General features: G+C 68.3%; 28 protein-coding genes and 1 pseudogene. 11 read left to right on the top strand and 18 right to left on the bottom strand.

The genetic code is table 11. The annotated features are described in order from the left end of the window. Window positions 1–19: 19 nt before the first annotated feature. The gene (locus M3667_RS04485) at window positions 20–1,213 is read right to left on the bottom strand and encodes an NAD(P)/FAD-dependent oxidoreductase (protein ID WP_251505530.1); all 1,194 of its coding nucleotides are present in this window, start codon (window positions 1,211–1,213) and stop codon (window positions 20–22) included. A gap of 107 nt (window positions 1,214–1,320) precedes the next feature. Between M3667_RS04485 and M3667_RS04480 the strand changes: the two genes are divergently transcribed. From M3667_RS04480 to M3667_RS04470, 4 genes are all read left to right on the top strand, one after another. After that, entirely contained in the window at window positions 1,321–2,535 is a 1,215-nt protein-coding gene (locus tag M3667_RS04480) for an amidohydrolase (protein ID WP_251505528.1), read from the top strand. A gap of 125 nt (window positions 2,536–2,660) precedes the next feature. After that, window positions 2,661–3,080, top strand: a complete 420-nt coding sequence (locus tag M3667_RS17110; protein WP_368859118.1) for a hypothetical protein — start codon at window positions 2,661–2,663, stop codon at window positions 3,078–3,080. A 33-nt stretch (window positions 3,081–3,113) separates the two neighbouring features. Continuing rightward, window positions 3,114–3,350, top strand: coding sequence for a hypothetical protein (locus tag M3667_RS04475; RefSeq protein WP_251505525.1), 237 nt, complete (start codon window positions 3,114–3,116; stop codon window positions 3,348–3,350). A 171-nt stretch (window positions 3,351–3,521) separates the two neighbouring features. After that, a complete protein-coding gene (locus tag M3667_RS04470; RefSeq protein ID WP_251505522.1) occupies window positions 3,522–3,710 on the top strand; it encodes a hypothetical protein in 189 nt (62 codons plus the stop codon). A gap of 788 nt (window positions 3,711–4,498) precedes the next feature. Here M3667_RS04470 and M3667_RS04465 read toward each other — a convergent pair. From M3667_RS04465 to M3667_RS04440, 6 genes are all read right to left on the bottom strand, one after another. Beyond that, window positions 4,499–5,794, bottom strand: a complete 1,296-nt coding sequence (locus tag M3667_RS04465; protein WP_251505519.1) for a hypothetical protein — start codon at window positions 5,792–5,794, stop codon at window positions 4,499–4,501. Then, window positions 5,791–6,477 carry an ABC transporter ATP-binding protein gene (locus tag M3667_RS04460; RefSeq protein WP_251505516.1) on the bottom strand — a complete coding sequence of 229 codons (687 nt, stop codon included), beginning with the start codon at window positions 6,475–6,477 and terminating at the stop codon, window positions 5,791–5,793. Before M3667_RS04460 ends, M3667_RS04465 begins: the two co-directional genes overlap by 4 nt. Before the next feature lie 1,056 nt (window positions 6,478–7,533). Next, complete coding sequence (locus tag M3667_RS04455) at window positions 7,534–7,929, bottom strand: hypothetical protein (RefSeq protein ID WP_251505514.1); 396 nt, start codon at window positions 7,927–7,929, stop codon at window positions 7,534–7,536. A 327-nt stretch (window positions 7,930–8,256) separates the two neighbouring features. Beyond that, a complete protein-coding gene (locus M3667_RS04450; protein ID WP_251505512.1) occupies window positions 8,257–9,165 on the bottom strand; it encodes a carbohydrate ABC transporter permease in 909 nt (302 codons plus the stop codon). After that, window positions 9,162–10,115 (bottom strand): carbohydrate ABC transporter permease, encoded by a 954-nt coding sequence (locus M3667_RS04445; protein WP_251505511.1) that lies wholly within the window; start codon window positions 10,113–10,115, stop codon window positions 9,162–9,164. Before M3667_RS04445 ends, M3667_RS04450 begins: the two co-directional genes overlap by 4 nt. Then, entirely contained in the window at window positions 10,108–11,409 is a 1,302-nt protein-coding gene (locus M3667_RS04440) for a sugar ABC transporter substrate-binding protein (RefSeq protein WP_251505510.1), read from the bottom strand. Before M3667_RS04440 ends, M3667_RS04445 begins: the two co-directional genes overlap by 8 nt. A gap of 186 nt (window positions 11,410–11,595) precedes the next feature. Between M3667_RS04440 and M3667_RS04435 the strand changes: the two genes are divergently transcribed. After that, window positions 11,596–12,471 carry a neutral zinc metallopeptidase gene (locus tag M3667_RS04435; protein WP_251505509.1) on the top strand — a complete coding sequence of 292 codons (876 nt, stop codon included), beginning with the start codon at window positions 11,596–11,598 and terminating at the stop codon, window positions 12,469–12,471. A 183-nt stretch (window positions 12,472–12,654) separates the two neighbouring features. On the opposite strand, the gene M3667_RS04430 is transcribed toward M3667_RS04435, so the two are convergent. The 3 genes from M3667_RS04430 to M3667_RS04420 form a co-directional block, all read right to left on the bottom strand. Further along, a complete protein-coding gene (locus M3667_RS04430) occupies window positions 12,655–13,242 on the bottom strand; it encodes a copper resistance CopC family protein (protein WP_251505507.1) in 588 nt (195 codons plus the stop codon). A gap of 2 nt (window positions 13,243–13,244) precedes the next feature. Further along, on the bottom strand, window positions 13,245–13,991 hold the full coding sequence (locus M3667_RS04425; RefSeq protein ID WP_251505505.1) for a YcnI family protein: 747 nt from the start codon (window positions 13,989–13,991) through the stop codon (window positions 13,245–13,247). Window positions 13,992–14,057: 66 nt separating this feature from the next. Further along, window positions 14,058–14,660 (bottom strand): hypothetical protein, encoded by a 603-nt coding sequence (locus M3667_RS04420; protein WP_251505503.1) that lies wholly within the window; start codon window positions 14,658–14,660, stop codon window positions 14,058–14,060. Window positions 14,661–14,795: 135 nt separating this feature from the next. Here M3667_RS04420 and M3667_RS04415 point away from each other — a divergent pair. Then, window positions 14,796–15,425: pseudogene (locus M3667_RS04415) on the top strand (ATP-binding cassette domain-containing protein); the annotation flags it as partial. Window positions 15,426–15,535: 110 nt separating this feature from the next. Here M3667_RS04415 and M3667_RS04410 read toward each other — a convergent pair. Beyond that, window positions 15,536–16,789, bottom strand: coding sequence for a wax ester/triacylglycerol synthase domain-containing protein (locus M3667_RS04410; RefSeq protein ID WP_251505499.1), 1,254 nt, complete (start codon window positions 16,787–16,789; stop codon window positions 15,536–15,538). 44 nt (window positions 16,790–16,833) lie between these two features. Between M3667_RS04410 and M3667_RS04405 the strand changes: the two genes are divergently transcribed. Continuing rightward, entirely contained in the window at window positions 16,834–17,418 is a 585-nt protein-coding gene (locus M3667_RS04405) for a GNAT family N-acetyltransferase (RefSeq protein ID WP_251505497.1), read from the top strand. 51 nt (window positions 17,419–17,469) lie between these two features. Here the strand turns inward: M3667_RS04405 and M3667_RS04400 are convergent, their stop codons facing one another. Together M3667_RS04400 and M3667_RS04395 are read right to left on the bottom strand one after the other, a co-directional pair. Beyond that, window positions 17,470–17,703 carry a type II toxin-antitoxin system ParD family antitoxin gene (locus M3667_RS04400; RefSeq protein ID WP_251505495.1) on the bottom strand — a complete coding sequence of 78 codons (234 nt, stop codon included), beginning with the start codon at window positions 17,701–17,703 and terminating at the stop codon, window positions 17,470–17,472. 34 nt (window positions 17,704–17,737) lie between these two features. Continuing rightward, window positions 17,738–18,826, bottom strand: coding sequence for a VanZ family protein (locus M3667_RS04395; protein WP_251505493.1), 1,089 nt, complete (start codon window positions 18,824–18,826; stop codon window positions 17,738–17,740). A 67-nt stretch (window positions 18,827–18,893) separates the two neighbouring features. Here M3667_RS04395 and M3667_RS04390 point away from each other — a divergent pair, with 67 nt between their 5' ends. Further along, window positions 18,894–19,742, top strand: coding sequence for a serine hydrolase (locus tag M3667_RS04390; RefSeq protein ID WP_251505491.1), 849 nt, complete (start codon window positions 18,894–18,896; stop codon window positions 19,740–19,742). 114 nt (window positions 19,743–19,856) lie between these two features. Next, complete coding sequence (locus tag M3667_RS04385; RefSeq protein WP_251505489.1) at window positions 19,857–21,950, top strand: APC family permease; 2,094 nt, start codon at window positions 19,857–19,859, stop codon at window positions 21,948–21,950. Between the two features lie 223 nt (window positions 21,951–22,173). Here the strand turns inward: M3667_RS04385 and M3667_RS04380 are convergent, their stop codons facing one another. From M3667_RS04380 to arfB, 5 genes are all read right to left on the bottom strand, one after another. Next, complete coding sequence (locus M3667_RS04380) at window positions 22,174–22,935, bottom strand: ABC transporter permease (protein WP_251505487.1); 762 nt, start codon at window positions 22,933–22,935, stop codon at window positions 22,174–22,176. Beyond that, window positions 22,932–23,720 (bottom strand): ABC transporter ATP-binding protein, encoded by a 789-nt coding sequence (locus tag M3667_RS04375; protein ID WP_251505485.1) that lies wholly within the window; start codon window positions 23,718–23,720, stop codon window positions 22,932–22,934. Before M3667_RS04375 ends, M3667_RS04380 begins: the two co-directional genes overlap by 4 nt. 90 nt (window positions 23,721–23,810) lie before the next feature. After that, a complete protein-coding gene (locus M3667_RS04370) occupies window positions 23,811–24,170 on the bottom strand; it encodes a DUF1048 domain-containing protein (protein ID WP_251505475.1) in 360 nt (119 codons plus the stop codon). Between the two features lies 1 nt (window position 24,171). Then, window positions 24,172–24,501, bottom strand: a complete 330-nt coding sequence (locus M3667_RS04365; RefSeq protein WP_308196430.1) for a PadR family transcriptional regulator — start codon at window positions 24,499–24,501, stop codon at window positions 24,172–24,174. A gap of 171 nt (window positions 24,502–24,672) precedes the next feature. After that, window positions 24,673–25,110, bottom strand: coding sequence for an alternative ribosome rescue aminoacyl-tRNA hydrolase ArfB (arfB, locus tag M3667_RS04360; protein ID WP_251505473.1), 438 nt, complete (start codon window positions 25,108–25,110; stop codon window positions 24,673–24,675). A 329-nt stretch (window positions 25,111–25,439) separates the two neighbouring features. On the opposite strand from arfB, the gene M3667_RS04355 reads away from it, so the two are divergent. Then, window positions 25,440–25,580 (top strand): hypothetical protein, encoded by a 141-nt coding sequence (locus M3667_RS04355; protein WP_230703986.1) that lies wholly within the window; start codon window positions 25,440–25,442, stop codon window positions 25,578–25,580. After that, window positions 25,577–25,666, top strand: a complete 90-nt coding sequence (kdpF, locus tag M3667_RS04350) for a K(+)-transporting ATPase subunit F (protein ID WP_074696280.1) — start codon at window positions 25,577–25,579, stop codon at window positions 25,664–25,666. Before M3667_RS04355 ends, kdpF begins: the two co-directional genes overlap by 4 nt. Window position 25,667: the final 1 nt, after the last annotated feature.

Genomic DNA, 25,667 nt, shown 5'->3' with positions numbered 1-25,667 from the left:
CCGATCCGGGCCGACGGTCTCAGCGGATGCGGCCCACGAGGTCGTCGCGCGTGAGGGTCTCGGCCTCGGCCAGCACCGCGCGCGCCGCATCGCGGGCGTCTTCGACGTTCCACAGCAGCACGCCCACGACGCGGTCGTCGTCGAGGTAGTAGACGACACCGTGATCGGCATCCGTCCAGTCCTCGACCGTGTCGAGGGAGGAGTCGAGCGTGCCGACGGCTTCGTAGCGGACGCCGAAGACGGCGGAGTAGTAGTACGGCGTGTGCGTGTAGGCCTCGGCGGCGCCCGCGAGGTTGCGGCCCGCGGCCTTGCCCTGCTCGTTGGCGTTGTCGACGTGCTCGACACGACGTCGGCCGAGGATCCGGTCGGGGTAGCTCGCGACGTCGCCCGCGGCGTAGACGTCGTCGGCCGAGGCACGCAGCTGCGCGTCGACCACGACGCCGTCATCGACGGTCAGACCCGCCTGCTCGGCCAGATCGGTCGCCACCTCGATGCCGAGCCCGCTGACCACGGCATCCGCCCGCACCTCGTCGCCGTTCTCGAGCTCAAGGCGCACGCCGTCGGCATCCGCCTGCCCGCCCTCGACCTTCGACCCGGCGACGATCTCGACGCCCGCGTCGCGGAAGAGCTTCTCGAAACGTTCGGCGAGCGCCGGCGGGAACATCGCGTCGCCCAGCACGGCGCCGGTGTGCACGAGCACGGTGTCGACGTCGTTCTGCACGAGAGCGGCCGCGAGCTCGGAGCCGATGTAGCCGCCACCGACCACGACGATGCGATCGAGGTCTTTCGCGAGCGAGCGCAGGCGGCGGTAGTCCTCGGCCGTGCGGAACGACAGGACCCGCTCGCCGTCCGTGCGGTCGTCGACCGGCAGCAGAACGGGCTTGCCGCCGGTGGCGACGAGGAGCTTGCCGTAAGAGAAGGTCTCGCCGTCGGCATCGACCTCGTGCGCGTCGGGACGGATCGCCGTCGCGCGCGTCTGCAGACGGATGTCGGCGCCGGTGTCATCGGCGGTGCCAAGGGGCACCTTGTCCCACGTGAACTCGTCGTCGGTCCACAGCTTCTTGCTCAGCGCGGGGCGCGTGTAGGGCTCGTCGACGTCGTCGCTCAAGATGCCGATGGAGCCGTCGGCGTCGATCTCGCGGATGCCGCGGGAGGCGGTGTCGGCGACCATTCCGCCGCCGACGATGAGGTAGTCGAAGTGTGTGGTGGTCATGCGGAAAGCGTGGTCGCCCGAGCTGACCGGAGCGGAAGGGTTGCGAGGGTCCGCGGCATCCGGTACTGACCCGACCGCGAAAGGGAACGGCTGAGTAGGCTCGGGGCATGAGCGTCGACCTCGAAAGCCTCTACACCGACCTGCACGCCCACCCCGAGCTGTCGTTCCAGGAGACGCGGACGGCGGGCGTCATCGCCCGCCACCTCGCCGACCTGGGCCTCGAGGTCGAAGAGGGAGTGGGCCGCACCGGTGTGGTCACGAGGATCGACAACGGCGACGGACCCGTCGTGTGGCTGCGTGCCGACATGGACGGCCTCCCCGTCGAAGAGCAGACCGGCCTCGCCTACGCCAGCACGGCGCGCGGCACCGATCCGGCCGGCAACGCGGTTCCCGTGATGCACGCGTGCGGCCACGACATGCACGTCACCGCGCTGATCGGCGCGCTCGAGCGACTCGTCGCGACCACCGACGAGTGGTCGGGGACCGTCGTCGCCGTCTTCCAGCCCGCCGAGGAGTACGGCGCGGGTTCGAAGGCGATGATCGCCGACGGCGTGCTCGACCGGTACCCGAAGCCCGACATCGTGCTCGGTCAGCACGTCACGCCCCTGCCCGCCGGCGTCATCGGCGTGCGCCCGGGAACGCAGATGGCAGCCTCCGACGGCCTTACCGTGATGCTCTACGGCCGCGGCGGTCACGGTTCGCGTCCACACTCCACGATCGACCCGATCGTGATGGCGGCCGCGACCGTGATGCGCCTGCAGACCGTCGTCTCGCGCGAGGTTGACCCGCGCGACGTCGCCGTCGTGACCGTCGGCTCGATCCACGCGGGGCTGAAGAACAACATCATCCCCGCCGAGGCGAAGCTCGAGCTGAGCCTGCGCTACCCCGACGACGCGGCGCGCGAGCGCGTGATGACGAAGGTCGAGCGCATCATCCGGGCCGAGGCCGCGGCATCCGGAGCCGAACAGGAACCCGTCATCACGACCGACCACACCCTGCCGCCCACCATCAACGACGTGGATGCCACGACCCGCCTCACCGAGGCGTTCCGGCGTTCATTCGGCGAGGGCTCGGTCGTCGACCCCGGCATGTTCACCGGCAGCGAGGACGTGTCGTGGTTCGCGCGCGAGTCGGGCGCCCCGTTGGTGTTCTGGTTCTGGGGCGGCGTCGACCCGCAGACCTTCGCCGACGCCCTCGCCGGCGGCACGATCGAGCGCGACATCCCGACCAACCACTCCCCGTTCTTCGCTCCGGTGATGCAGCCGACGATCGACCGCGGCGTGGAGAACCTCGTCGTGGCGGCGCGGGAGTTCCTGGTCTGAGGACCCGGCCACGCTGGATCACAGGCGGCGTGCGGGAGACGCCCCTATTCACGGCCCTAATCGAATGTCAGCGAGCGGGCCGTTAGGGCAGAACCTTCACAAGTGGCCGGGCTCGGTACCAGTCGATGGCCGACAACCTCAGCCCTCGATCGGAGCGAGAGAGCAAGCGCACGCCAACGGGCGACCCAATGCGCGGAGCGCCCATTAGAGACGCGGGAGACGCGACACAGGCCTCAGCTATGAGCGGTTCGCTCCTGCAATCTCTCCGTGATCGCGCGCTAGATGAGTCCGAGCCCCTCGCTGGGCTACTAAGAAAGTGTTTGTTGCTCGGCGCTGAAACGGGCTCTAGCAGCTTGCGGGACTGGGCACGGCTAGACCTCAACGGGTATACGGATGAGGCATCCGTCCCCGCCTATAGAAATTGCCAGGCGTCCCAATTTCGGTGGATTCGGTTAGTGGGAACAGGTGGACGACGGGTCAAACGATTACGCGATGGCAGCTGCCGGCCGCCGCTCGGGAGTTCGTGCCCGAGCTTCTGTACATGACTCAGCCCGTCGAGGAGATCGAGACAAGCACAGGTGAAAGTACTGCGCTTCAAGCCCGCAGGCCTCGCGGCCGCTCAGGGCGTGTGGGATCGGGAGCTTGGCCCATTCCAGTCGATCGTCAACATGTCCTACATTCTGTCGGGCACATCATTTGCGGGCCTTCTCGGCCAGATCCGAACGAAGCTCGTAGACGTTGTCGCGGACCTCACCATGACCACACCGCAGGCGGAGCTCCCTCGGCGAGAAGACGTCGACGCGGCGATGCAGTAGCGCATCGGGCATGTCGGTGACATCTACACGACTACGGTCCTTCACCCCTCAGGCCCAACTGCTGTTGGCGCCGGAGCCACCGCCTCCATAGGTGCGAGCGTCAGCGATGTCCTCCTTTTGCTGGATTCAGTGGGAGCGGCCGCAGGCAACGCAGGCACCGACACAGCCGGAGTGGAAGACGCCCTGTCCGCGCTGAACGATGCCATCAGGAAGCCTCTGCCGGACACAGAAGAGATTGTGAAGAGGGCAGGTGGGCTACGTGAGGCCGCCGACAAGCTGGGCATCGCAGCGGTCTCGAGTGCGGTGAGCACAGCAGTCGCGGCGCTCACCAATCTCGCAATGAACGGGGCCTTCAACTGACCGAATGGTGCGGTGGGTCAGCGAGGGCGCCGTCGGCGCTCGGCGATGAACAGAATCGCTCGATGCGGTGGGGTCGGAGGAGTCCCTTGCGCCAATCAATCCGAGGCGCGCCACCCCACCTGCGGACGGCCGAACGACCACAGAGACTCCTCAGGGCAATAGCTCTCTTACAACGGCGATCACCCGAGGTGCTGAGCGTGACAGGCGGCGCAACGCTGTTGGCTGACCCCAGGTCGCCGCGGCGAGTCCCGCGCCCGAGAGCACGGCAACGGTCGCCCATGCCCGTAGAGGGTCACCCACGAGGAATCCCAGGACAAAACCACCCGGCACCTGAGACGAATCAAAAACCAGAGGAAACATCACGAAGGCCACAGGCACAAGCCCCGCGGCTGTTCGCGGCAGGAAAAACGCAGCTGCGAGCCCCAGGCCGGAAAGGCCCAGGGCAGAGCGCAGAACGGCGAACGTATCGAGGGTACCAAGTGGCCCGAGGAGGACTGAGACTACAGATGCAGTCAGTCCAACTCCGCTGAGCGCCAGGAGCACGACGGCAAGTCGACGCGGCCACATGCGCCTGAAGGCAAGTCTTTCTACCCATCCCATCTCCGACGAAGATGTGAACGAAACTCCGAAAGCGACGAAAAACTGGGCCATAACACCGATCGGAACCGCGTAGTAATCGGCGGAATGCCGGACAACGAGGGAGGGTTCCCCCCAGGCAAGGAGCGACGCCTCAAAGAGAAAACAAAGAGGCAGAAATATGTAAACGCGTCGACTTCGCAGAAATAGCCTCATAGACCGAAGTCCGTTCGACTCCATCGGCAACCTTTAATATCCGGGGCGTGCCCGATCACCCAGTTGTTCGCAGTGGGGCCGTCCATGCGGTTCAAGAAATCGAGCGCCGACTGCATTTCGGTGTCCGACGTGAAAACACTCCTGGGCAGCTCCCCCTGCCCTTGGAACCACGTCCGCACTACCAGAGAGCCCTCCAGCCACCAGTCGCCCTCGCCTCCGCCTGAACCTGAAAAGCACGGCGCAATATCGTAAAAAGCCATTTCGACCGACGAAGCTGCCACGGTGGCGGATCTTGGATTTAGGTCGAGTCGGTAGAATCGGCCCGCAACTCTGCTCGGGTCATACACGGGGTCGAAGTCTTCACGCAGATGAGTGAACTGCAACGACGACCCTGATGTCAGTTCCGATATTCGACCCCACGTCCTTGTCAGATCCTCCGCTACAGGCTTATAAAGATCCATGACCTCGATCTGCATACCTGTCCGACTGTAGGTGAGGAGGATCATAGCTGGCTGCCTCGCTACAGTTGCGTTGACGCTTTGCGTATGCAATAGCGTTACTCCGCATATCAGAAACGGAGCCGCCGTTAGCGAGATGAAAACGATTCGCAGATATCGGGTCGAGCGACCGAAGAAGATGACCAGCGCGACAAGCGCTACGCAATACCCGGCGAGGACGAGAATTTGCGCAAGGTAGAAACTTGCGACAGGCTCGTAGGGATCGTTTTCACTGAAGCGATATAGAGGATTTAAGGACAGAACAGCACTGCTCCCTGTGCCAAACGTGTTGATGGCATACAAGGCAAGCGGAACGGAGACCGCAACGGGTATAGCGAACCACTGCCGTAGACATAGCGCGATCAAGTGTCCCGTCAGGCAGAACAGGATTGGGAGGATCACCCCGTAAGCCAGGCTGGGAAACACCGGCACTCCCGTCAGACCGACGAATGCAGCTCGAATGAGGAATGCACCACACATGGCGGCCGACGCCAACAAAAGCCAGAATGAGTCCGCGGCCATCAGCAGGAGTTGCACTGACGCGCGGCTCCTGATCGCTGTTCGTTCTGCAACCTGGAGCGCCCGGCGCTTGGAGCGCAATCCACTCCAACACGCGACACCGGCGACCAGCGGGGCTATGAACGATTGGGCCGAGAAGAGAGTCGAAACCACGTTTGTCCAGCTCGCCAGCATCGGATACGCGGCGCTCAGCCCGAAGACCCCTGCCGTCGCGTACATCACTGGGGCAGCCAGCAGCAACGGGGACCTTCGAAGTTCGAGCAGAAAGATCCTCATCGTTGCCCCGCCTCGCCTAAAACCCGGATGTAACCCTTCTCTAATGCGCTGTCGCCAGCACCTTCGAGTTCACCGAACGTCTCCAGCTCCTCGACGGTGCCCGAGAAGGCAATCTGACCCGCCTCAAGCACAACGATCCTCGCCGCGAGAGCTTGCACGTCCTCAACGAGGTGGGAGCTCATGACCACCGCACGGCCTGGCGCAAGAAGACGAATCAGCTCTCGAAATCGAATCCTCTGCTCCGGATCTAGTCCAGCCGTTGGTTCATCCAGAATGAGCAGATCCGGGCCATGCACGACGGAGTGAGCGATACCCGCCCTTCTACGCATCCCCCCTGATAACTTGCCCATCTTCGTGTGACGCTCGTGGAGCAGACTTACTTCTTCCAGGGCCGCAGTGACCATACTTGCAACGCGGTCTCTTTTCACGCCCTTCAGCCAAGCACCGTATTCAACGAACTCTTGAACTGTGAAGCTTGGCACGAATCCAAATTCCTGAGGGAGATACCCGACGCGTCTCATCGCATCTCGCCGGCTCGACCTGGCGAAGGGATCATGTCCGAAGATTCGAATAGACCCGGTTGTCAAGGGCGTTAAACCGGTGATTGCGTTCAACAACGTCGACTTCCCTGCACCATTTCGCCCGACGACCGCCACGACCTCATTGTGAATCTCGAGAGACATCGCTGTGATTTGCGGGGGTCGACTCCGCACATATTGGACGGAGGCGCCAGCGATACTAACCGCGGGCGCCTCCGCCTCGTAATTAGCAACCAATCCGGAAGCTGCCATTCGAACTGATGACCCAGTCACCCGTCTGGCTCGAATTTTGCAGGCGAACTTGATTGAAGTACTCGGCTTGCTGATTCGCCTGGGACGGGTAGCAGCCGGACGCGGAGATGCTTCCGTTGTATGTAGCGTCCACTGTATTGCCCGCCACATAAGGGTGCCACCATCCAGACACGTGGTGAATCTCGATCACAGCCTGCCGACCGCCACTGGCGGGACAGTTCCAGCTCCCGGAGGCATAGGCCTTTCCGCTCGAAGCCTTGTACGGCGTGCTCGCCGATACGGAATTGCAGTAGAGAGAAGATCCAGTCGCCGCGGATGCCGCAATTGCACCACCCAGCGATAACGCTCCTCCGACAATTGCCGCCGTAATAATCACAGCGGGTCCCCTAAACGTACTCACGCGACTCCCTCTTTTTCCTCGCAGCACATCTGCGACCGGCTCAAAAGTATCCATTTAGGCACCTTCCGGCCAGGTCTCGGAGGGTTGAATTTTTAAGCCGAAACGGGTGAAAGAGGTAACGACTTGTCGGCTCGCGGGGTCTTTTTCCGCTATGAGTGAATGGGGCAAAACGCATGCAAACATGCCATACTTTTCGAGCGGTTTGCGCTGGCCGCGTGGCAATCGCGATCCCTCTAAGCAGACCGTCCCACCGAACGGCGACCTCTCGATCGTTGTTTCACGTCCAGCAGTCGACCCAGAGCTAAGGTGCCGCCCCCGTGGGACTCTCCTACAACTCAGCACCTGACTTGCTTGCTTCGAACCTGCGTGGTCGGCTCACCCAACAGAGCGCAGAGTTGCACAGGGTGTGCGCGCGTCTGGCTCGGGCGACCTACCGCACCCCAGCGCGTCCGCGCATGGCATTCATCGCAGCATCCAGCTAGATCCGCCCCGCGAATCATTCGAGATCAACTGGTCGGTGCGCGAAGGGGCCCCGGAACCCGCCTGGTTCACATAGTCCGTGCCACATCCTTCATCGTTGTGAAGAAGTATCCGTCGGATGCCGACGGGTCGAGTCGGTCGAAGTTGGTGTTGACGATGACCTTGACACTCCCGCGGCGAACGAGTTCCGCGATCGCGCGGTGCGCTTGGCTTGGCCGTAAGGCAAGGGTGCCGTCGTCGTCGGAGCGGGGCTCGAAGAATCCCGCAAGGAGTCCTTGCCGCGCGGCCGCCGATGGCCCCAACTTTTCAAGGAGTGCGGCATAGCCGAGATCTCCGTCAGCATGCTCCTTCCACCATCGTTCGGGATCTTCGCGGGCTGTGGAGGAGGCGCTGGGGTTGGACGGGTCTGCTGCCGCGGCGACGTGGGCCACGAGCTCTTTCACGACGCCCCAGCCGGTGAGCACACCGGCCCCCGTCGAGACTCCGAACCCAGGAGAACTGCGTAGACACCGGGCTGTGCGTGCATGGATGGAGTCGCCTGCTCATGACCACCGATCACGACTGTGCGGGCATGGGCCGCGGGCCGCAGAGAACCCCAAGCGAGATCGTCAGCGATGCTGCCTTTTCCAGTTGGGGCGCCCGCATCCACGGGCGCGGGAACCTGGACCCGATGGCACCCTACTTCGCCGTGTGACGCAACGGCTGAGCCCACCGCACCCGATGAGTATGTCGAAGCCAAGCCCATCCTCGATGGGCCCAGACCGTTCGCAGAGCCCAGGGACCTAAGCGCCTCACTTGATGCCGCTGCGCGCGAAGCCCGCCACGAAGTACCGCTGAAACACCAGGAACACGATCGCGATCGGCACCACGTTCAGCAGCGCGTAGGCCATGGTGGCGCCGTAGTCGCTGCCGAACTGGCCCTGCAGGTAGAGCAGGCCGATCGGCAGAGTGAACAGGCGGTTCTCGCGCAGGGCGATCAGGGGCCAGGCGAAGTCGTTCCACGACGACAGCAGGCTCATGAACACCAGCACCGCGATGAGCGGCTTCGACAGCGGCAGCACGACCCGCAGGAACGTCTGCACGTGACCGGCCCCGTCGAGGCGGGCGGCTTCGATCAGTTCGCGCGGAATGCCGAGCATGAACTGCCGCGCGAGGAAGAGCCCGAACGCCGAGGCCGACACGGGCAGGATCACCGCCCAATAGGTGCCGTACAGCCCGGCCGCGGTGACGATGCGGAACAGCGACACCATGATCACCTGCACCGGCAGCACGAGCGTTGCGAGCGCGAGGAAGAACAGCGCCGTCGACCCGCGGAAACGCAGCTGCGCGAAGGCGTAGCCGGCGAGCAGGCTCGTGCTGACCGAGATGAGGGTCACCACGACCGCGATCGCGACCGAGTTGCCGAACCAGGTCGCTACGGGGAACGAGGCGAAGACGCGCTCGAAGTTCTCGAAGGTCACCTCGCGCGGCCACAGGCGCAGTTCCCGCCCACCGAGCAGCTCGGCGCGCGACGAGAAGGCGACGGCGAGCATCCAGTACAGCGGCGATACGGCGGCCAGCCCGACCACCGCGACGATGAGGGTGCGCACGATCGCACTCCCCCGCCGCGACCGGTCGCGGGCACGCCGGCCCGGGGTCACCGCGGGCGGGGCGAGGGGGGACGCGGATGCCGTGGCATCCAGGCGCTCGTCGAGGCTCACTCGACCACATCCTTGGTGCGAGAGGCGCGGTACTGCGCCGCGGCGAACACGAGGGCGAAGAGGAACAGCACCATGCCGATCGCGGCAGCGTAGCCCTGGTCGCGCGTGACGAACCCCGTCTCGTAGGCGTAGGTGACGAGCACGCTCGTCGCGCCTCCCGGTCCGCCGCCGGTGAGCACGAACACGATGTCGAACACCTGGAACGAGAAGATCACGTTCAGCACGACGAGGAAGAACGACGTGGGTCCGAGCAGCGGGATCGTGACGTTGCGGAAGCGCTGCCACCGGTTCGCGCCGTCGAGGGTCGCCGCCTCGTACAGGTCGGGCCCGATGCCCTGGAGCCCCGCGAGGTAGATGAGCATGTTGAAGCCCGTGCGCCACCAGACCGTCGCCAGCACGATGGTCGCGAACGCGGGCACCGGATCGGACTGCCACGTGACGGGCGACAGACCCACGGCGGTGAGGATGCGATTCAGGATGCCGGAGTTCTGATCGAACACGAGCACGCCGATCAGCGCGGTGGCCACGCCCGACACGGCCATCGGCAGGATCAGCAGCGAGCGCCAGAGCGGCCGGGCCGGCAGCGCGGTGTTGAGCAGCGTCGCGGCGACCAGGCCCAGCAGCATCGACAGCGGCGTCACGAGCAGAGTGAACAGCACGGTGTTGCCCAGCGCCCGCCAGAACAGCGGGTCACCGACGAGCCGTGCGTAGTTGTCGAGGCCCGCGAAGGTGCCGTCGCCGAACCCGTCGGTGCGCTGCAGGCTGACGAAGAACGCCCCCACCAGCGGCACGAGCACGAACACCAGCAGCAGCAGGTAGTTCGGCGCGAGGAACCCGTACGCCGCGAGCGCCTCGCGACGGGCGCCGGGGCGGCGGGTGCGCAGGCGCTCCCCCCGCTCCGGTCGGCCCTGTCGCGACAGGCGCGGTCGGGCGACCGCGGTGTCAGCCACCGGTGGCCGCTCCGATGCCCGACTGCAGGTTCGTCACCGTGGTCGCGGCATCTTGGGCGCCGGTGAAGGCGAGGTCGAGCTGCTCCTTGAGCACCGGGATGATCGCCGACATCGAGGGGCTCGCGACTTGGGCGACGTCCTGCGGCTGCACGAGCGAGGCCTGGCCGGCGAAGACCGGGGCGAGCTCGGGCCGCACGTCGAACTCGAGCTGGTCGTTGAGCAGGTCGCCACGGGTGGGGAGGAGAGATGCCGCGCGGCAGAAGTCGCGCATGGGATCGGCATCGGTCACGAACTCCAGGAACGCCGCGGCCAGCTCGGGCTGCTGTGTGTTCGCGGTCGCCACGAGCGCGTTGCCGCCGAAGTCGCTGCCCGCGCGGGCGTTGCGGGGCGCGTAGGTCGCCGTCCATTCGAAGTCGGCCGTGGTGTCGGCATCCGGGATCTGGAAGGCCCCTGACCACACCATCGCCACCGACTGCGAGAACCACGACTCGGCCGCGTAGCTGGAGGAGGCGATCGTGTTGTTGGCGGGCACGTAGTTCTTGGTGAAGAACGAGCTCGAGAACTCGACGGCCTCGCGGGCCGCATCGGAGTCGATCGCCGGGGTCTTCTGGTCGGACTCGAGGAACGCACCGTCGGACTGGAAGAGCAGGCTCAGCCAGCGGGTGACCCCGTTGCCCTGCCAGTTGTAGGCCCACGGCCAGCGGTCGGCCGGGAGTCCGGCGCGCAGTCGCTCACCAAGGGCGTCGAGCTGGTCCCAGGTCCAGGCGTTCTCGGGCGAGGTCGGGATCTCGGACGCGTCGATCCCGGCCTGACGGAACAGGTCGAGGTTGACGAGGATCGCCGAGGTGTCAGTGTGGTGCGGCAGGCCGAAGGTGCCGTCGCCGTTCTGCACCGCAGCCCACGCCTGCGGGGTGAACTGCCCCTGGCGGTCGGCCGACAGCAGGGGCTTCAGGTCGAGCAGCTGGCCGCGACCCGCGTACGCGCCGAACGTGTAATAGGGCACGCGGAAGATGTCGGGCGGGTTGCCCGCCTGCAGCTGCGCGTCGATGTTGGTGAACATCTGCTCGTAGGGCACGGCGTTGAGCTCGACGGTCGAGCCCTCGTTGGCCGCTTCGAAGGCGGCGATCGCGGCGCGGAAGCCCGCGAGCTCGGCATCCGTCCCCCACGTGGTGAAGGTGAGGGTGCCTTGACGTTTCTCGGCGGGGGCGGTCTGCACGAACCCGCAGCTGGCGAGGAGGAAGGGCAGCGCGAGCGCTCCCGATCCGGCGAGGAAGGTACGGCGTGTCAGGGGCATGGCGTTCTCCGATGTCTCTCCGCGAGGAGCGGACGCCGGGGCCGCGCTGCTCCTCCGGGCTGACGGTACGCGTGCGGGTCCGTCGCACCGGGGGGTTGCGAGGACGCCGGCTTTCTGCGCGCACAGGGTATTCGTGCCGCGTCCAGCCCCCTCTTCTCGGGCCGCCCCGCGGGTAGCGTCACGCCCGTGACCTTCAACGACAACGCCCGCGTCGGCAACAACACCGCCAAGCGACGCGGCGGCACCGTGGCCGCGGTGGGCGGCGGAGCCGTCGGCGTCGGCGGCATCGTCGTGCTGCTGATCTCGCTGTTCACCGGCACCGACCTCACCGGTCTGCTCGGCGGAGGCGGCGCCCCGGCAGCCCCGCAGAGCGGCGGCGAACGCGTCGCCAGCTGCGAGACGGGCGCGGATGCCAACAGCAACGACGACTGCCGACTCGCGGCCGCATCTCTCAACCTCGACCAGTTCTGGGGCAACACCCTCGAGGGGTACCGGGCTCCGCAGCTGATCATCGTCGACGGCTCGACCTCGACCACGTGCGGCACGGCCTCGAACGCCACGGGGCCGTTCTACTGCCCGCCCGACGAGACGGTGTACGTCGACCCCACCTTCTTCGCGATCCTGCGCGAGCAGTACGACACCACCGCAGGTCCCCTCGCCCAGCTGTACGTGCTCGCCCACGAGTACGGCCACCACGTGCAGAACCTCATCGGCGTGATGGACCAGCACCCGAACAACGGGACCGGACCCGACAGCAACGGCGTGCGCACCGAGCTGCAGGCCGACTGCTTCGCCGGCGCGTGGGTGGCGAACGCGGGCGAACAGGTCGACGAGACCGGCACGCCCTACCTCGAGCCCCCGACCGACCAGCAGATCACCGACGCCCTCGCGGCGGCCGCGGCCGTCGGCGACGACCACATCCAGGCCGAGTCGGGCGGGGTCGTCAACCCCGAGAGCTGGACCCACGGCTCGAGCGAGCAGCGCCAGCGGTGGTTCGACACCGGGCGTCAGGGCGGGGTGAACGCCTGCGACACGTTCTCGGTGTCGGGCTCGAGCCTGTAGGCCGGGGCTCCTCGCGGGCGTGCGGGCCGGAGGGCGACACACCGATCCCGGATGCCGTTACCCCGGCGCGCCGCACGTCCGGTCCGCGAACGTCGAACGTCGAAGACCGGCCGGGTCGATCGGCATCCGCAGACTCGTCCGACACCCCGCGCGGGCCCACGCTGAGCGGACCCTCGCCGCGGGTCAGTCCTCCCGCGGACGCGTCCGCACGATGATGACGATCAGCACGACCACCAGCACCAGCACCCCGCCACCGGCGAGGAGGCCGATCAGCAGGCCCGAGGGCGCACCGCCGTCGGAGGCCGGGGCGGCTTCGACCGGGGCCGCGGTTGCGCCCGCGGCACTCGCGCACACCGACGCGTCGGTACCGGCCGAGGTGCTCGCGCCGGTGTACGTGAACGGGATGACGCCCGAGACGGGGTGACCGTCGGATGAGACGGCACGCCACTCGATCGAGTAGTCGCCGGGGTCGCCGAGGGCCACCGAGGTCGTGAGATTCGGACCCGCGAGGGCCGCGCAGTCGCTCTCGTAGTGCCGACCGTCGGGGCCGAGCACGATGACGATGTTGCCGCCGTCGTAACCGAGCAGGTTGGCGCTGAAGTCGAGCGACACCTCCGACAGCGACGACACGCTCTCGCCCTCGGCCGGCGACGACGACACGAGGCTGTCGTGCGCCGAGGCCGCGATGGCCCCGCCGAGGGCGGCGGTCATCGCGGCTGCGACGACCACCGCCCCGGCCAGAACCCGACGCAGCGTGTTCCGGGAGCCCATGATCAGGCGCGCTTCGACCGGCGCGCGAAGGCGAGGGCGCCGAAGACGGCGCCGACGGCCGCGACCACGAGGGCCGCGATGCTCAGACCGAGCGCCACGCCCGAGGAGTCGTCGCTCGTCGAGGCAGCCGCGGTCATGTCATCGGCCGCGTGGTCGGTCGAGCCGCTCGCGGTCGAGCCGTGGCTGTGCTCACCCGTGGGCGGGGTGTCGGTGATGTAGAGCACGGGCGCCGGCTCGAGCGACTCGTCGGCCGCGACCTGGTCGGGCGTCGCCGCCCAGTCGACGACCTCTCCGTCGGAGTAGGTCTGCTCGGCGGGCAGCACGATGTGCCCGGTGTCGGGCACGGGACCGAGCACCGCTGAGAACATCTGGAACTGGTCCTGCCCGATCCCCACGCCGGGGTCGGCCTGCCACACGATCTTCAGCGCGGCATCGGTGATGGTGTTGCCCTCGACCTCGACGGGGGCGGGGAGCGCGCCCTTCTCGACGGTGGCGGTCCAGCCCGGAACGGGCTCGACGAGCACCGCGCTGAGGGGGGTGTCGGTGGGCAGCGTCACCTCGAGCTTGACGGTCGACGCCGTCTCGGACTCGGTCGGAACACGGAAGTTGACCGTGGCGTAGCTGCCGGGAGTGGCGGTGTTCGGGTTGACGGTGACGTGCGCCGAGGCCGCCAGCGGCACGGCGACGGCGAGGGCGGCACCCGCGGTGAGGCCCAGGAGGGTACGGCGGAGAGTGGTCTTGCGAGACATGGGTTGCTGCTTTCTGAAAGTGCGCACGCCGAGAAGGCGTTTGACGCGCGAGAGGAGGGGTCGAGGTCAGGCCGCGAGCGGCGGACCCCGGTGCCTCATCGGCGACAGCACCGTCATCGCCTGCGGCAGCAGCAGCGGCTCGGGCTCGGTGCGCACGGCATCCGTGTGCGCGGCGATGCCCCGGAACGGACGCAGAACCAGAAGAGCGGCGATGAAGAAGCGGGCGATCGCCTGCGCGGCGCGCTCACCCCGGCCGAGGGCCAGGATCGTCACGACGGCGGCGAAGGCGTGCGCGGCCCACATCCACGGCGAGTGCCCGGCGTGCGCCGCGACGGCATGCGTGGATGCAGCCGTGTCGATCACGACCGCGGCCGTGCCATGGTGGCCCCCGCTCACGGCGGCCCCGTCACCGCGCAGATCGAGGATCAGGATGCCGTGGAACAACGCCTGGCTGAGCGCGACAGCCGCCGATAGACGCCACCACGACATCGCCCGCCCGGCCAGCAGCACGCACACCGGGGTGGCGAGGCAGAGGGCGACGGCGATGTTGATCGCGGACGGCAGAGCGGAGTCGACCGCGCCGTGCGAGACGGTGGCGAGGAAGGTCGCGACAGCGGCCGCGGCGACACCGCGACCCGCGCGCTGAGCGCGCCCTGCTCTCGACGACATGGGACTCCTTCTCTCCCAGCCTATTCGGCGCGCGCCCTCGCGCGGCGGCGGTGCTCCGGCGTCGAGACAGGTCGGGTGCGAGGCGTGGCGGCCGCGCACCCGCTGGTGTCCCAGACCCCCCTGGGGCTGGTTGACTTCTTGACCTCGCGGTTGCGCTCGCGCAACGGTGGGGTGATCGTCGTGACACACGATCGCGCCCTGCTCTCCGATGTCGCGGAGACGATCATCGACCTCGATCCCACCGCTGACGGTCGGCCGCGCACGTATGGCGACGGGTATGAGGGTTACCGCTCCGGCAACCTTCAGCCCCACACGGGCACCGTTCGCCGCCCGCAGCACGTGCGTCTCGGCATTCTTCGCCAGGAAAGCTCGCTGCCGCTCGATCGGCGGGCCAGCTCCGTCTACGCCGAGCATGTCGACAAACTCGTCACCGCCCGGCAGATTTCCTCGAGCGAGGCTGTAGGCCTGTCTCAGCTCGGACTCCTTCGTGCGCGGGAGTCAGGCAAGCGCATAGGTGAGCTGTCGATGGGACAGCAACGCCGATTGGACCTCGCGCTGGTTCTCGCCTCGAAACCGCACGTACTGCTGCTGGACGAACCCACCAACCATCTGTCCATCGCCCTCGTCGACGAACTCACCGACGCGCTGGGGGCCACACAGGCAGCGGTGATCCTCTCCACACACGACAGACAGCTCCCCCGCGACGTCGAAGCGTGGGAATCGCTTCCTCTCCCTCCACCCGCTGAGAGCGAGGTGTACGCATGAGCGGGAGAGCACAACCGCGGGCCGAATCCGCGTCATACCGCGCCACGGCATCCGGAGACGGCATGTCGGTCACGATCCCCGCCGCGGTGCACGCGAGCCGCGCCCGCAGATCAGGCCGAGCCGGCGCGCAGCGCTTCCCACGCGTCGTGCGCCGCATCGGCGAGCAGCTCGACGTCGGGCACGGCGAGCGGATCGACGCAGAAGCCCACGCCGAGCCAGCGATCGTTCGAGACCGCCGCGACGCGCAGCGCGTGGCGCGGGCCGGGCTCCGACGAGGTGTAAACGTGCGCCACCCGTCGCCCGGCGACGGCGACCGCGACCCGGGGTCCGGGGACGTTCGAGATCGCGAGGGCGAACTCCCGCGGGTCGTCGGCGAGCCCGCGCGCGAAGACCCCCACCGGACCGGCCGCGGCGAGCGCGTGGAAGAGCTCGTCGAGAGAACGGGCATCGTGCCCGCGCTTGCGCTCGCGGGTCTGCGCGCTGAGCAGGTCGAGGCGCCGCAGGTCGTCGGGCTCGTGCAGATGCAGGTCGAGGTCGATGAATGAGTCGCGGTTTCCGGATGCCGCGGCATCCTCCCCCCGCTCGTGCAGGCTCACCGGCACCTGGGCGTTGAGCCGCGGGGTGTGCCCGTGATGCAGGAGCCGTCGGCGCAGCGCGCCCCCGATGACGGCGAGGAGCACGTCGTTGACGGTGGCGTGATCGGCGCGCGAGGCCCCGACCGCTCGGGCCTCGGCGAGCGGCACGTCGACGAAGGCGAGCGCGCGGCGCGCGGTGATCGGCCGGTCGAACGGCGACCGGGAACCGGGGTGACCGAGTTCGCGGGCGAGGGTCTGCGGCATCCGCTCCCATTCGCTCCAGCGGGTCGGCCGCGCCTCTGGGTCGCGCACGCCGACGTCATGCGCGGGCGCGTCGTGCGGCTCGAAGACGACGCTCTCGAGGAAGCGCACGGCCGTCAGTCCGTCGGCGACCGCATGGTGCAGCCGCACGGCGAGGGCCTCGCGGCCGTCGGCGAGCGGGCCGATGAGGTCGATGCTCCACAGCGGGCGCGAGCGATCGAGCGGTTCCGACATGAGGTGTCCGACCACCGCGCGCAGTTCGGCCGGGTCCGCCGCCGCGCGCTGCCGCACGTGATGCGCGAGGTCGAGCTCGTCGGCATCCGCCCACGACGGAACACCGCGGTCGTCGACGACCACCTGGCGCCCGCGCGGGAAGGCGGGGAGCCTCTCGGCGACGCTGGCGCGCAGGGCGTCGAGGTCGAGGGCGTCGCCCGGGTCGAGCACGAGGAGCTTCAGCGCGTGTCCGCGCACGACGTCGGACTCCAGCGCCAGGATGCGGGCGTCTGCGGCCGACAACGGCTCGTTCATGCCGCAACGGTAGCGGCCCGGGGCGTGTTCGGTAGCGTCGGATCATGGCCGATGACGCGATCCACGACACCGACTCCGCCCTTGCCTACGGCTCCGCGCTACTGCGAGGGGAGCGCGTGCGGCTCAGGGGACTCGCGGATGCCGACCTCGAACCGCTCGTCGACTGGTGGCGGCGAAGCGATGCCGCCACGCTGCAGCAGGCGAGCGTGACGGTTCGTCCGGAGGCGGCACTGCGTGAGATGTTCCAGATCTGGAGCCGCAACGACTCCCCCGGCGGAGCCGGCTTCAGCATCGACGACGAGACCGGCAGCCTGATCGGACACGCGACCCTGTGGGGCGCGACCCTGCCCGCACGCGTCGCGACCCTCGCGATCATCATCGGTCCCGATGCTGTCGGTCGAGGGTACGGAACGGATGCCACGCGCACGATGCTCCGCTACGCGTTCGACGAGCTCGGGGTGCGAAAGGTCGAACTGCGCGTGTGGGCGTTCAACGATCGCGCGATCCGCGCCTACGAGAAGGCCGGATTCGTGCGGGAGGGCGTGCGTCGGCAGGTCGCCTTCCACGGCGGGCGGTTCTTCGACGAGGTGCTCATGGGCGTGCTCGAAGAGGAGTTCCGCAACCGCTGAGGAGCGCCTCAGTCTTCAGAGGCGCGAGAGGACTAGAGCCGACGCGGCGCGTCATCGGGTTTCGGTGGCGCGGGCGCGCAGCCGATCGAAGTAGCCGGCGTCCATCTCCGAGCCGTCGCCGGAGCGGATGCCCTCGAGAACGGCGTCACGGAGCCGGGCGTTGTCGCGGTCGCGCCGGATGAGCTCGCGCACGTACTCGCTGCTCGACGCGAAGAGGTGGGCGGCCACCTGCTCGTCGGCGAAAGCCCGCAGCTCGTCGGGGAGCGAAATGTTCATCGTCGCCATGAAGAGAGGTTACCCTTGATGGCAAAGATTGTCATCAAGCGGATGTGGCCCGGTCCACCGACGGGCTCACGACCCCTGCGCGGTCGTCGACCAGGCGGCGCCGCCCGATCCAGCCCGTGAGGCCGCGGCCGTCGCGCCAGACGAACAGCATGACCACCGTGGCGAGTGCGAGCACGATCGACGTCAGCGACCACGGGGTCGGGAGAGACGCGAGCAGCACGTACGTTCCCGCGCCGGTGACGAAGCGCAGCGGCCGGGCGAGCCACGCCGGCAGGACGCCGTCGGTGAATCGCACGCGCGTGGCGATGTCGCCGACCGAACGCCCGGTCGCCAGCACCACGGCCGCCCACAGCGCCGCCGAGCAGACCGTGCCGATGACGATGGCCAGCCCGGATGCCGCGGTCGAGTCCGCGTCGCGGCCCGACAGCACGAGCGCCGCCTGCAGCACCGTCGTCACGCCGAAGCCGACGAGCCAGGTGCCCACGACATCGCAGACGATGCCGAGCAGTCGCCGCCGGCGGGTCACGGGGCGGGGCTCCTCGGCATCCGGAGCCTTCTTCACCCCCCGGTGCTGCGCCGGTACGGCGAAGGCCAGGAGCGAGCCGAGCAACGCTCCGCTGGTGTTGGCGATCACGTCGTCGACGTCGAAAACCCGGTAGGCACACGGGAAGATCCCCCACACGCCGGTGAGCTGCGTCGTCTCGATGAGACCCGACGCCAGGAAACCCGCGAGACCCGCGACGACGATGCCGCGGCCGCCGAGCACCCGCAGGAAGAAGCCGAGAGGGGCGAACAGCAGCACGTTCAAGGCCACCTGCAGCACGACCGGGTCGGTCAGGTACCGCCCCGACACGGCGACGGCGGAGCGGATGTCATCGACGAAGGCGAAGGGCTGCAGGTTGACCCCCGCGCAGCGGTAGACCTGCGATGCGGGCAGGGGGATGAGGGTGTACGTCCAGATCGCCCAGAAAGACACCGCCGCGCCCGCCCACAGCAGCGTGCGCCACAGCGTCAGACCGCCGCGACGACGGTAGCTGATCGCGACGAACGGCACGAAGGCCAGCACCGCCACAACCGCTCCCGCCGCGACGGCGAGCAGGCCCGAGCGCACGATGGAGTCCACTCGACGAGCCTATTGAGCCGGCGCGAACGCCCCGGTCGGTTTGCCGACGCGCCCGTAGCCTGGGAGCATGACCCGCGCCGACGCCCTCCGCGACGACATCGTCGCCCGCATCGACGAGACCGGCTTCGGCGCCCACGGCCTGCACGTGCACGTCGGTGACGACATGGCGACGCACCGATGGGCGGCCGACGTACGCGAAGAGATCCACTCCGTCGCCAAGGCCGTCGCGGTGCTGGCCGCGGGCCTCGCCGCCGACGAAGGGCTCGTGGACCTCGACGAGCCCGTCGCCCGGATCGTTCCCGCGACCTCGGACGTGACGCTGAGGCACCTGCTCTCGATGTCGAGCGGCGTCGACTTCGCGTACTCCGAGACGATGATGACCGACTGGCCCGATCTCGCCGCCGAATTCTTGTCGCGCCCGTCGCGCGGCCGGGTGTTCCAGTACTCGAATGCGAGCACCTACACCGCGATGCACGTGCTCTCGCAGCGCACCGGAGACGTCGAGGAGTTCCTCCGTCCGCGCCTGTTCGTCCCCCTCGGGCTCGACGACCTCTCGTGGCGTCGCTGCCCGAACGGGCGGGTGCTCGGCGGCGAGGGGCTCGCGCTGCGGACGGACGAGATGGCGCGGATCGGTCTGCTCATCCGGGATCGGGGCGTCTGGAACGGTCGCCGCCTCGTCTCGCCCGAGACGGTGGATGCCATGCACTCGGGCTGGATCGAGACCGGCGGCACCGGCGACGGCTACCGGCGCTACGCCCTCGGCGGGTGGGACGGACCGGGCGACGCGTGGCGCCTGCACGGGGCGTACGGCCAGCTCATCGTCTTCGCCGGCGATGCCGTCGTCACGATCTCCGCCGACGACCACGTCGGCGCCGACGCCGTGGCCGCATTCATCGCCGAGACCGCCGTGCGCTGATCGCATTCTTGGAATGTCGGGAATACGGCATCCGTTGCATTCGTTGATCACGTTCCAGCGACCAGAGGCTGAACGACCTGCGCGTCAGATTGCGCAACGCCCTGAGTGCGCGTAGTGTCGCGCGCCGTGACTGACGAAAGTCGCGTTGACGGCGAAGAGACGCCGATCGCGAAACGCATCCTGATCGGCGAGCCCCTCACCTCCGAGAAACTCGACGAGCAGCTCCTTCCGAAGAAGATGGCGTTGCCCATCTTCGCCTCCGACGCGCTGTCCTCCGTGGCCTACGCCCCGCAGGAACTCCTGATGATCCTGCTCATCGGTGGAACGGCCCTCCTGACCCTCAGCCCGTGGGTCGCCGCAGCCGTCGTGTTGCTGCTGATCGTGGTGGTGCTGAGCTACCGACAGCTGATCAAGGCCTACCCCTCGGGCGGTGGCGACTACGAGGTCGCCAGCAAGAACCTCGGCGAGGTGCCGGGTGTGGTGGTGGCCGCGGCCCTGTTGGTCGACTACGTGCTCACGGTCGCCGTGTCGGTGGCATCCGGAGTCGACAACATCATTTCGGCGTTGCCTGAATTGAATCCCTTCCGCGTCGAGATCGCCGTCGGGTTCGTCATTCTCATCGTCGTCGTGAACCTCCGCGGAGTGCGCGAGGCCTCGGGCGTCTTCGCGATCCCGACCTACCTCTTCATCGGCTCGGTCGGCCTCATGATCGTCGTCGGGCTCGGGCGCACGCTCCTGGGCAACGCCCCCGTGGCCGAGAGCGCCCAGTACGCCGTGCAGGCCGAATCGCTCACGCAAGCCGCGCTGATCCTGCTCGTACTGCGCGCGTTCTCGAGCGGATGTTCCGCCCTCACCGGTGTCGAAGCCGTGTCGAACGGCGTGCCCGCGTTCCGCATGCCGAAGATCCGCAACGCCCAGACCACGCTCACGATGATGGGCGGCATCGCCATCGTCCTGTTCGTCGGCCTCACGGCGCTGGCACTCATCTCGGGCGTGCACTACGCCGAGAACCCCTGCAACCTGGTCGGTTTCGACTGCGCCAACAACCCGCAGCCGAGCCTCATGGCTCAGGTCGCCGCCGCGACCTTCGGCATGGGCAGCATCCCGTTCTTCATCATCCAGGCCGCGACCGCGTGCGTGCTGCTGCTCGCGGCCAACACCGCGTTCAACGGCTTCCCCCTGCTGGGATCGGTGCTCGCGCGCGACGGCTACGCCCCCAAGGCGCTGAACACCCGCGGCGACCGCCTGGTCTACTCCAACGGCATGATCATCCTCGGCATCGTCGCCATCGGCGTGCTGATCGTCTACCAGGCCAACCTCACGACGCTGATCCAGCTCTACATCATCGGGGTGTTCGTGTCGTTCTCGCTGGGTCAGATCGGCATGGTCCGGCACTGGCGCCGCGCGCTGCGCGGGCTGAGGGACCTTCCGCCCGAGGCCGCGAAGCAGCAGTCCGCCGCGATCGAACGCCGCTCGGCCGTCTCGGGTCTGTGGATCAACTCCGTCGGTGCCGCGATGACCGTGCTCGTGCTCGTCATCGTGACCATCACCAAGTTCACCCACGGGGCGTGGCTGGTCTTCATCGCGATCCCGATCCTCGCGGTGCTCATGATCGGCGTGAACCGGTACTACCGCGACGTCGAGCACGAGATCCGGATGGACGACGACGTGCACTTCGGCTCGTCGGGCGACGTCGCCATCGTCCTGGTGAACCGCCTGCAGAAGCCCGTGATGAAGGCCATCGATTACGCTCTCGCCGCCAACCACGACAAGACCCTGGGCGTGCACGTCGCCATCACCGACGAAGACGCGGCCCGGTTGCAGAAGGAGTGGGCGGAGCACGAGATCCCGATCCCGCTCGTCATCATCGACTCGCCGTACCGCACCTACAGCTCGCCGGTGTCGACCTTCATCAAGAAATACCGCGAGAACAACGGCTCGGCCGTCGTCACGGTGTACCTGCCTCAGTTCATCGTGGGCCACTGGTGGGAGTCGATCCTGCACAACCGCCGCTCACGCCGTCTGGCGCAGCAGCTCATGCTCGTGCACGGCGTCTCGATCACGCTCGTGCCCTGGCTGCTCGACTCGTCGGAGCTGATCTACGGGCGGCGCTCACGCCCCCTGCCGGGCCAGCAGCGCAGTGGCCGGCCCGTCGCCGAGGTGCCGGCGCACAAGTCCAAGAAGGTGCCGCAGCCGCCGGCATCCTGAGTCCGTACCGAACGCCCTCGCCACTCCGGCGGGGGCGTTCGGCCTTTTCGCGGCGCCCGCTCCGCGGCATCCGGGGTCCGACGCCGCCGCCGGGGCGCTCAGCTTGCCTGAGTGTCCAGAACACCCGGACGATTTCGAGAAACGTCCGGGTGTTCTGGACACGCAACAGGGTCGCGGGGGGGGCTGCGGCAGAACGGGGCGCGCGCCCCGGCGCCCGCCCGCCTCAGCGGACCGTCCGGCGTAACAGGGCCACCGCGATCGACGCCGCCACGATGAGGATCGCGAGGCACCACGCCAGCGCGATCCAGATCTGCCCGCCGACGGGCTGCTGAGCGAGAAGGGCGCGGATCGTGTCGACGATCGAGGTGACCGGCTGGTTCTCGGCGAACCACCGCACGGGTCCGGGCATCGTCGCGGTCGGTACGAACGCCGAGCTCACGAACGGCAGGAAGATCAGCGGGTAGCTGAAGGCACTCGCGCCGTCGATCGTCTTCGCCGCGAGCCCCGCGATGACCGCGATCCAGGTGAGTGCGAGCGTGAAGAGCATCAGGATGCCGACCACCCCGAGCCACGCCGTGACCGAAGCCCCCGACCGGAAGCCGAGCAGCAGCGCGACCCCGACGACCAGGGCGAGCGAGACCGCGTTGGCGACGAGCGAGGTGAGCACGTGGCCCCACAGCACGCTCGTGGCGGCGATCGGCATCGAGCGGAACCGATCGACGATGCCGCCCTTCATGTCGAGGAACAGTCGGTAGGCCGTGTAGGCGATTCCGGATGCCACGGTGACCAGCAGAATGCCGGGCAGCAGGTAGTCGACGTACGCCGTTCCGCCGGTGTCGATCGCTCCGCCGAACACGAACACGAACAGCAGCATCATCGCGATCGGCATGATCGCCGTGGTCACGATGGTGTCGGGGCTGCGCAGAATGTGGCGCAACGACCGTCCGGTGAGCACGGCGGTGTCGGTGAGGGCGTGCGTGGTCATGATGCCTCCGCTTCGGTGGCGCCGGTGGGGCCGACGATGGCGAGGAAGATTTGCTCGAGGCTCGGCTGCTTCTCGACGTACTCGCGGGTCGCCGGGGGGAACAGCGCGCGCAGTTCGGCGAGGGTGCCCTCGGCGATGATGCGCCCCTCGTGCAGGATCGCGATGCGGTCGGCGAGGTGCTCGGCTTCTTCGAGATACTGCGTGGTCAGCAGCACGGTCGTGCCCGCCGCGGCGAGCGCGCGCACGGCCTCCCACACGTCGATCCGTGCCTGCGGGTCGAGGCCCGTGGTGGGCTCGTCGAGGAAGACGACCGAGGGGTCGCCGACGAGACTCATCGCGATGTCGAGGCGCCGCTTCATGCCGCCCGAGTAGGTGGATGCCGCGCGCCCGGCGGCATCCGTCAACGAGAACCGTGCGAGCAGGTCGTCGGCGACGCGGCGGGGGGCGGCGAGGTGTCGGAGGCGGGCGACCAGCATGAGGTTCTCGCGGCCGGTGAGCACCTCGTCGACGGCCGCGAACTGCCCCGTGAGGCTGATCGCGGCGCGCACCCGCGCTCCCTCGGTCGCCACGTCGAGGCCGTCGACCTGCGCCGTGCCGCCGTCGGCGGCGAGGAGGGTCGAGAGGATGCGGACGGCGGTGGTCTTGCCGGCGCCGTTGGAGCCGAGCAGGGCGACGATCGAGCCGCGGGCGACGTCGAGATCGACGCCCGTCAGCACGTGCACGTCGCCGTAGGACTTCACGAGGCCCCGCACGCGGATGGCGGGGGCCGTGTCGATGACAGGCATGGGTGTTCCTTCCGTTTCGTCCGGTCGGAGGGCGCACGAGGCCATCGCCTCCGGCCGACCGGGTGCCGGAGGACGTGCGGGCGGAGCGGCTCAGCCCTGCTGGCGGGACGCCTCGTCGATGGCGCGCGCGAGGCGCGTGCGTTCGCGGCCGATCCAGCTGCCGTCGCCGTAGTTCGCCATGAACTCCTCGGCGAAGACGACGGGGTCTGCGCCCACGAGGTCGCGCACGGGCGTCTGGGCGGCGGCGGCCTGCTCGAGCAGGTCGGCGAGGTCGCTCACCATGCGGATGAGGCCGTCGGTGTTCTCGGTGGGGCCGAGGTTGAGCAGGTATCGCTCGAGGGCCGCGGCCGTCTGGCGGTAGGGCTCGGGCAGGGCGTGCACGCGCTGGCGGTACTCGCGCCACTGCTTCTTCGCGCTCAGGTCGCCGATGATCTTCTCGTACCAGGCCATGTCACTTCCCCTTCTCGCGGAGCGCTTCGAGCCGGTCGGCGAGCGTGCTCCAGGTCGTCCAGAATTCGGCGAGCTGCGCCCGCCCGTCGTCGTTGAGCGTGAAGACCTTGCGCGGCGGCCCTTTTTCGGACGCCACCTTCTCGACGTCGACCAGACCGCGCTGCTCGATGCGCACGAGGATCGCGTAGATCGTGCCCTCGGCGAGGTCGGCGAACCCGCGTTCGCGCAGGTCGGCCGTGATCTCGTACCCGTAGGCGGGTCGCCCCGCCAGCACGGCGAGCACCACGCCCTCGAGCACGCCCTTGAGCATCTCGCTGTCTTGCTTGGCCACTCGCTACTCCTTCACGCTGACTACCGGTACAAAGTAACACTGAGTACCGGTACTCCACAAGACCGAGTACCGCCTGGCCGCGACGACCCCGTTGAGCGTCCAGAACACCCGGACGGATGCCGCACGGCATCCGGGTGTCGTGGACACTCGGCGAGGGGAACGGCCCGCTGCTCAGTCGATCGGGCGCCGGCGCATCTTCTTCACGTCGGTGCGGCGCTGCTTGGCCTGCAGGCGGCGCTCCTTCGACCCGCGCGTCGGCTTCGTCGCGCGACGCGGAGGGGCGGGCGGGCGAACCGCCTCGGCGACCAGGGCCGCGAGCCGGGCACGCGCGGCGTCGCGATTGCGCAACTGCGCGCGGTGTTCCGAGGCCGCGATCGTCAGCACCCCGTCGACCAGGCGGTCGCCGAGCCGTTCGAGCACGCGCTCGTGCTGCACCTCGGACAGAACGGCGGATGCCGCGGCATCCCACATCAACTCCACCCGGGAGTCGGCGGTGTTCACGCCCTGACCGCCCGGGCCCGACGAGCGCGAGAACCGCCACGACAGCTCCGCCGCCGGGATCACGAGCGCAGCGCTCACGCGCACGTCGGATCCGTCGGAGGAGAGCATGCCTCCATCATGCGCGGTCGGCGGCGCGGCCGGGGCTCGGGGCCTGAGGCGGCGCCGAGACTGCAACCGGCTGACAACTCGGCGTCAGGCTGCAACGGAGATGTCAGCGAGATGCAGTCTCGCGGACGGGGGGGGCGGGGGGGGGGGACGGGGGTGGACGGGAGGCGCGCCCAGCCAGCCCGTAAGCACTCCGTATGCGTCCGTCAGGGAGCCGTAGGGAAAGCGTTAGGAGCCCCGGATGCCGGCTCCCGGCGGAGTTGTATCGACAGACGTGCCGCCCCGCGGCGCCCGCGGCTCGCCCGCGGTACAGACCCGAATCTGGAGTCGTCGTGCTCGATGTCGTCTTCCTCGCCGTGACCGTCGCGCTGTTCGCGCTGGTCGCGCTCGTCGCCAAGGGGGTCGAGAAGCTGGGCCCCGAGGCCCGTCCCTCGTCCGCCCGCACCACCGGTCGAGGCGGTGACCGCTCGTGATCTTCTTCTCGATCCTGGCCGCCGTGCTCGCGGTCGCCGCCGTCGTGTACCTCGTGGTGGCACTCGTCCGACCGGAGAAGTTCTGAC

This window comes from Microbacterium sp. P26 (genome assembly GCF_023712585.1).
Lineage (GTDB): Bacteria > Actinomycetota > Actinomycetes > Actinomycetales > Microbacteriaceae > Microbacterium > Microbacterium algihabitans_A.
This window is presented reverse-complemented; position numbering and strand designations above follow the sequence as displayed.

What these genes read in the sequence shown, in the direction of transcription:
- M3667_RS04440 (WP_251505510.1), bottom strand. Translation starts at nt 11,409, where the DNA reads ATGCCCCTGACACGCCGTACCTTCCTCGCCGGATCGGGAGCGCTCGCG.
- M3667_RS04420 (WP_251505503.1), bottom strand. Translation starts at nt 14,660, where the DNA reads ATGTCGTCGAGAGCAGGGCGCGCTCAGCGCGCGGGTCGCGGTGTCGCC.
- M3667_RS04390 (WP_251505491.1), top strand. Translation starts at nt 18,894, where the DNA reads ATGACCCGCGCCGACGCCCTCCGCGACGACATCGTCGCCCGCATCGAC.
- M3667_RS04380 (WP_251505487.1), bottom strand. Translation starts at nt 22,935, where the DNA reads ATGACCACGCACGCCCTCACCGACACCGCCGTGCTCACCGGACGGTCG.
- M3667_RS04410 (WP_251505499.1), bottom strand. Translation starts at nt 16,789, where the DNA reads ATGAACGAGCCGTTGTCGGCCGCAGACGCCCGCATCCTGGCGCTGGAG.
- M3667_RS04430 (WP_251505507.1), bottom strand. Translation starts at nt 13,242, where the DNA reads ATGGGCTCCCGGAACACGCTGCGTCGGGTTCTGGCCGGGGCGGTGGTC.
- M3667_RS04425 (WP_251505505.1), bottom strand. Translation starts at nt 13,991, where the DNA reads ATGTCTCGCAAGACCACTCTCCGCCGTACCCTCCTGGGCCTCACCGCG.
- M3667_RS04485 (WP_251505530.1), bottom strand. Translation starts at nt 1,213, where the DNA reads ATGACCACCACACACTTCGACTACCTCATCGTCGGCGGCGGAATGGTC.
- M3667_RS04460 (WP_251505516.1), bottom strand. Translation starts at nt 6,477, where the DNA reads ATGTCTCTCGAGATTCACAATGAGGTCGTGGCGGTCGTCGGGCGAAAT.
- M3667_RS04375 (WP_251505485.1), bottom strand. Translation starts at nt 23,720, where the DNA reads ATGCCTGTCATCGACACGGCCCCCGCCATCCGCGTGCGGGGCCTCGTG.
- M3667_RS04480 (WP_251505528.1), top strand. Translation starts at nt 1,321, where the DNA reads ATGAGCGTCGACCTCGAAAGCCTCTACACCGACCTGCACGCCCACCCC.
- M3667_RS04370 (WP_251505475.1), bottom strand. Translation starts at nt 24,170, where the DNA reads ATGGCCTGGTACGAGAAGATCATCGGCGACCTGAGCGCGAAGAAGCAG.
- M3667_RS04465 (WP_251505519.1), bottom strand. Translation starts at nt 5,794, where the DNA reads ATGAGGATCTTTCTGCTCGAACTTCGAAGGTCCCCGTTGCTGCTGGCT.
- M3667_RS04405 (WP_251505497.1), top strand. Translation starts at nt 16,834, where the DNA reads ATGGCCGATGACGCGATCCACGACACCGACTCCGCCCTTGCCTACGGC.
- M3667_RS17110 (WP_368859118.1), top strand. Translation starts at nt 2,661, where the DNA reads ATGGCCGACAACCTCAGCCCTCGATCGGAGCGAGAGAGCAAGCGCACG.
- arfB (WP_251505473.1), bottom strand. Translation starts at nt 25,110, where the DNA reads ATGCTCTCCTCCGACGGATCCGACGTGCGCGTGAGCGCTGCGCTCGTG.
- M3667_RS04400 (WP_251505495.1), bottom strand. Translation starts at nt 17,703, where the DNA reads ATGGCGACGATGAACATTTCGCTCCCCGACGAGCTGCGGGCTTTCGCC.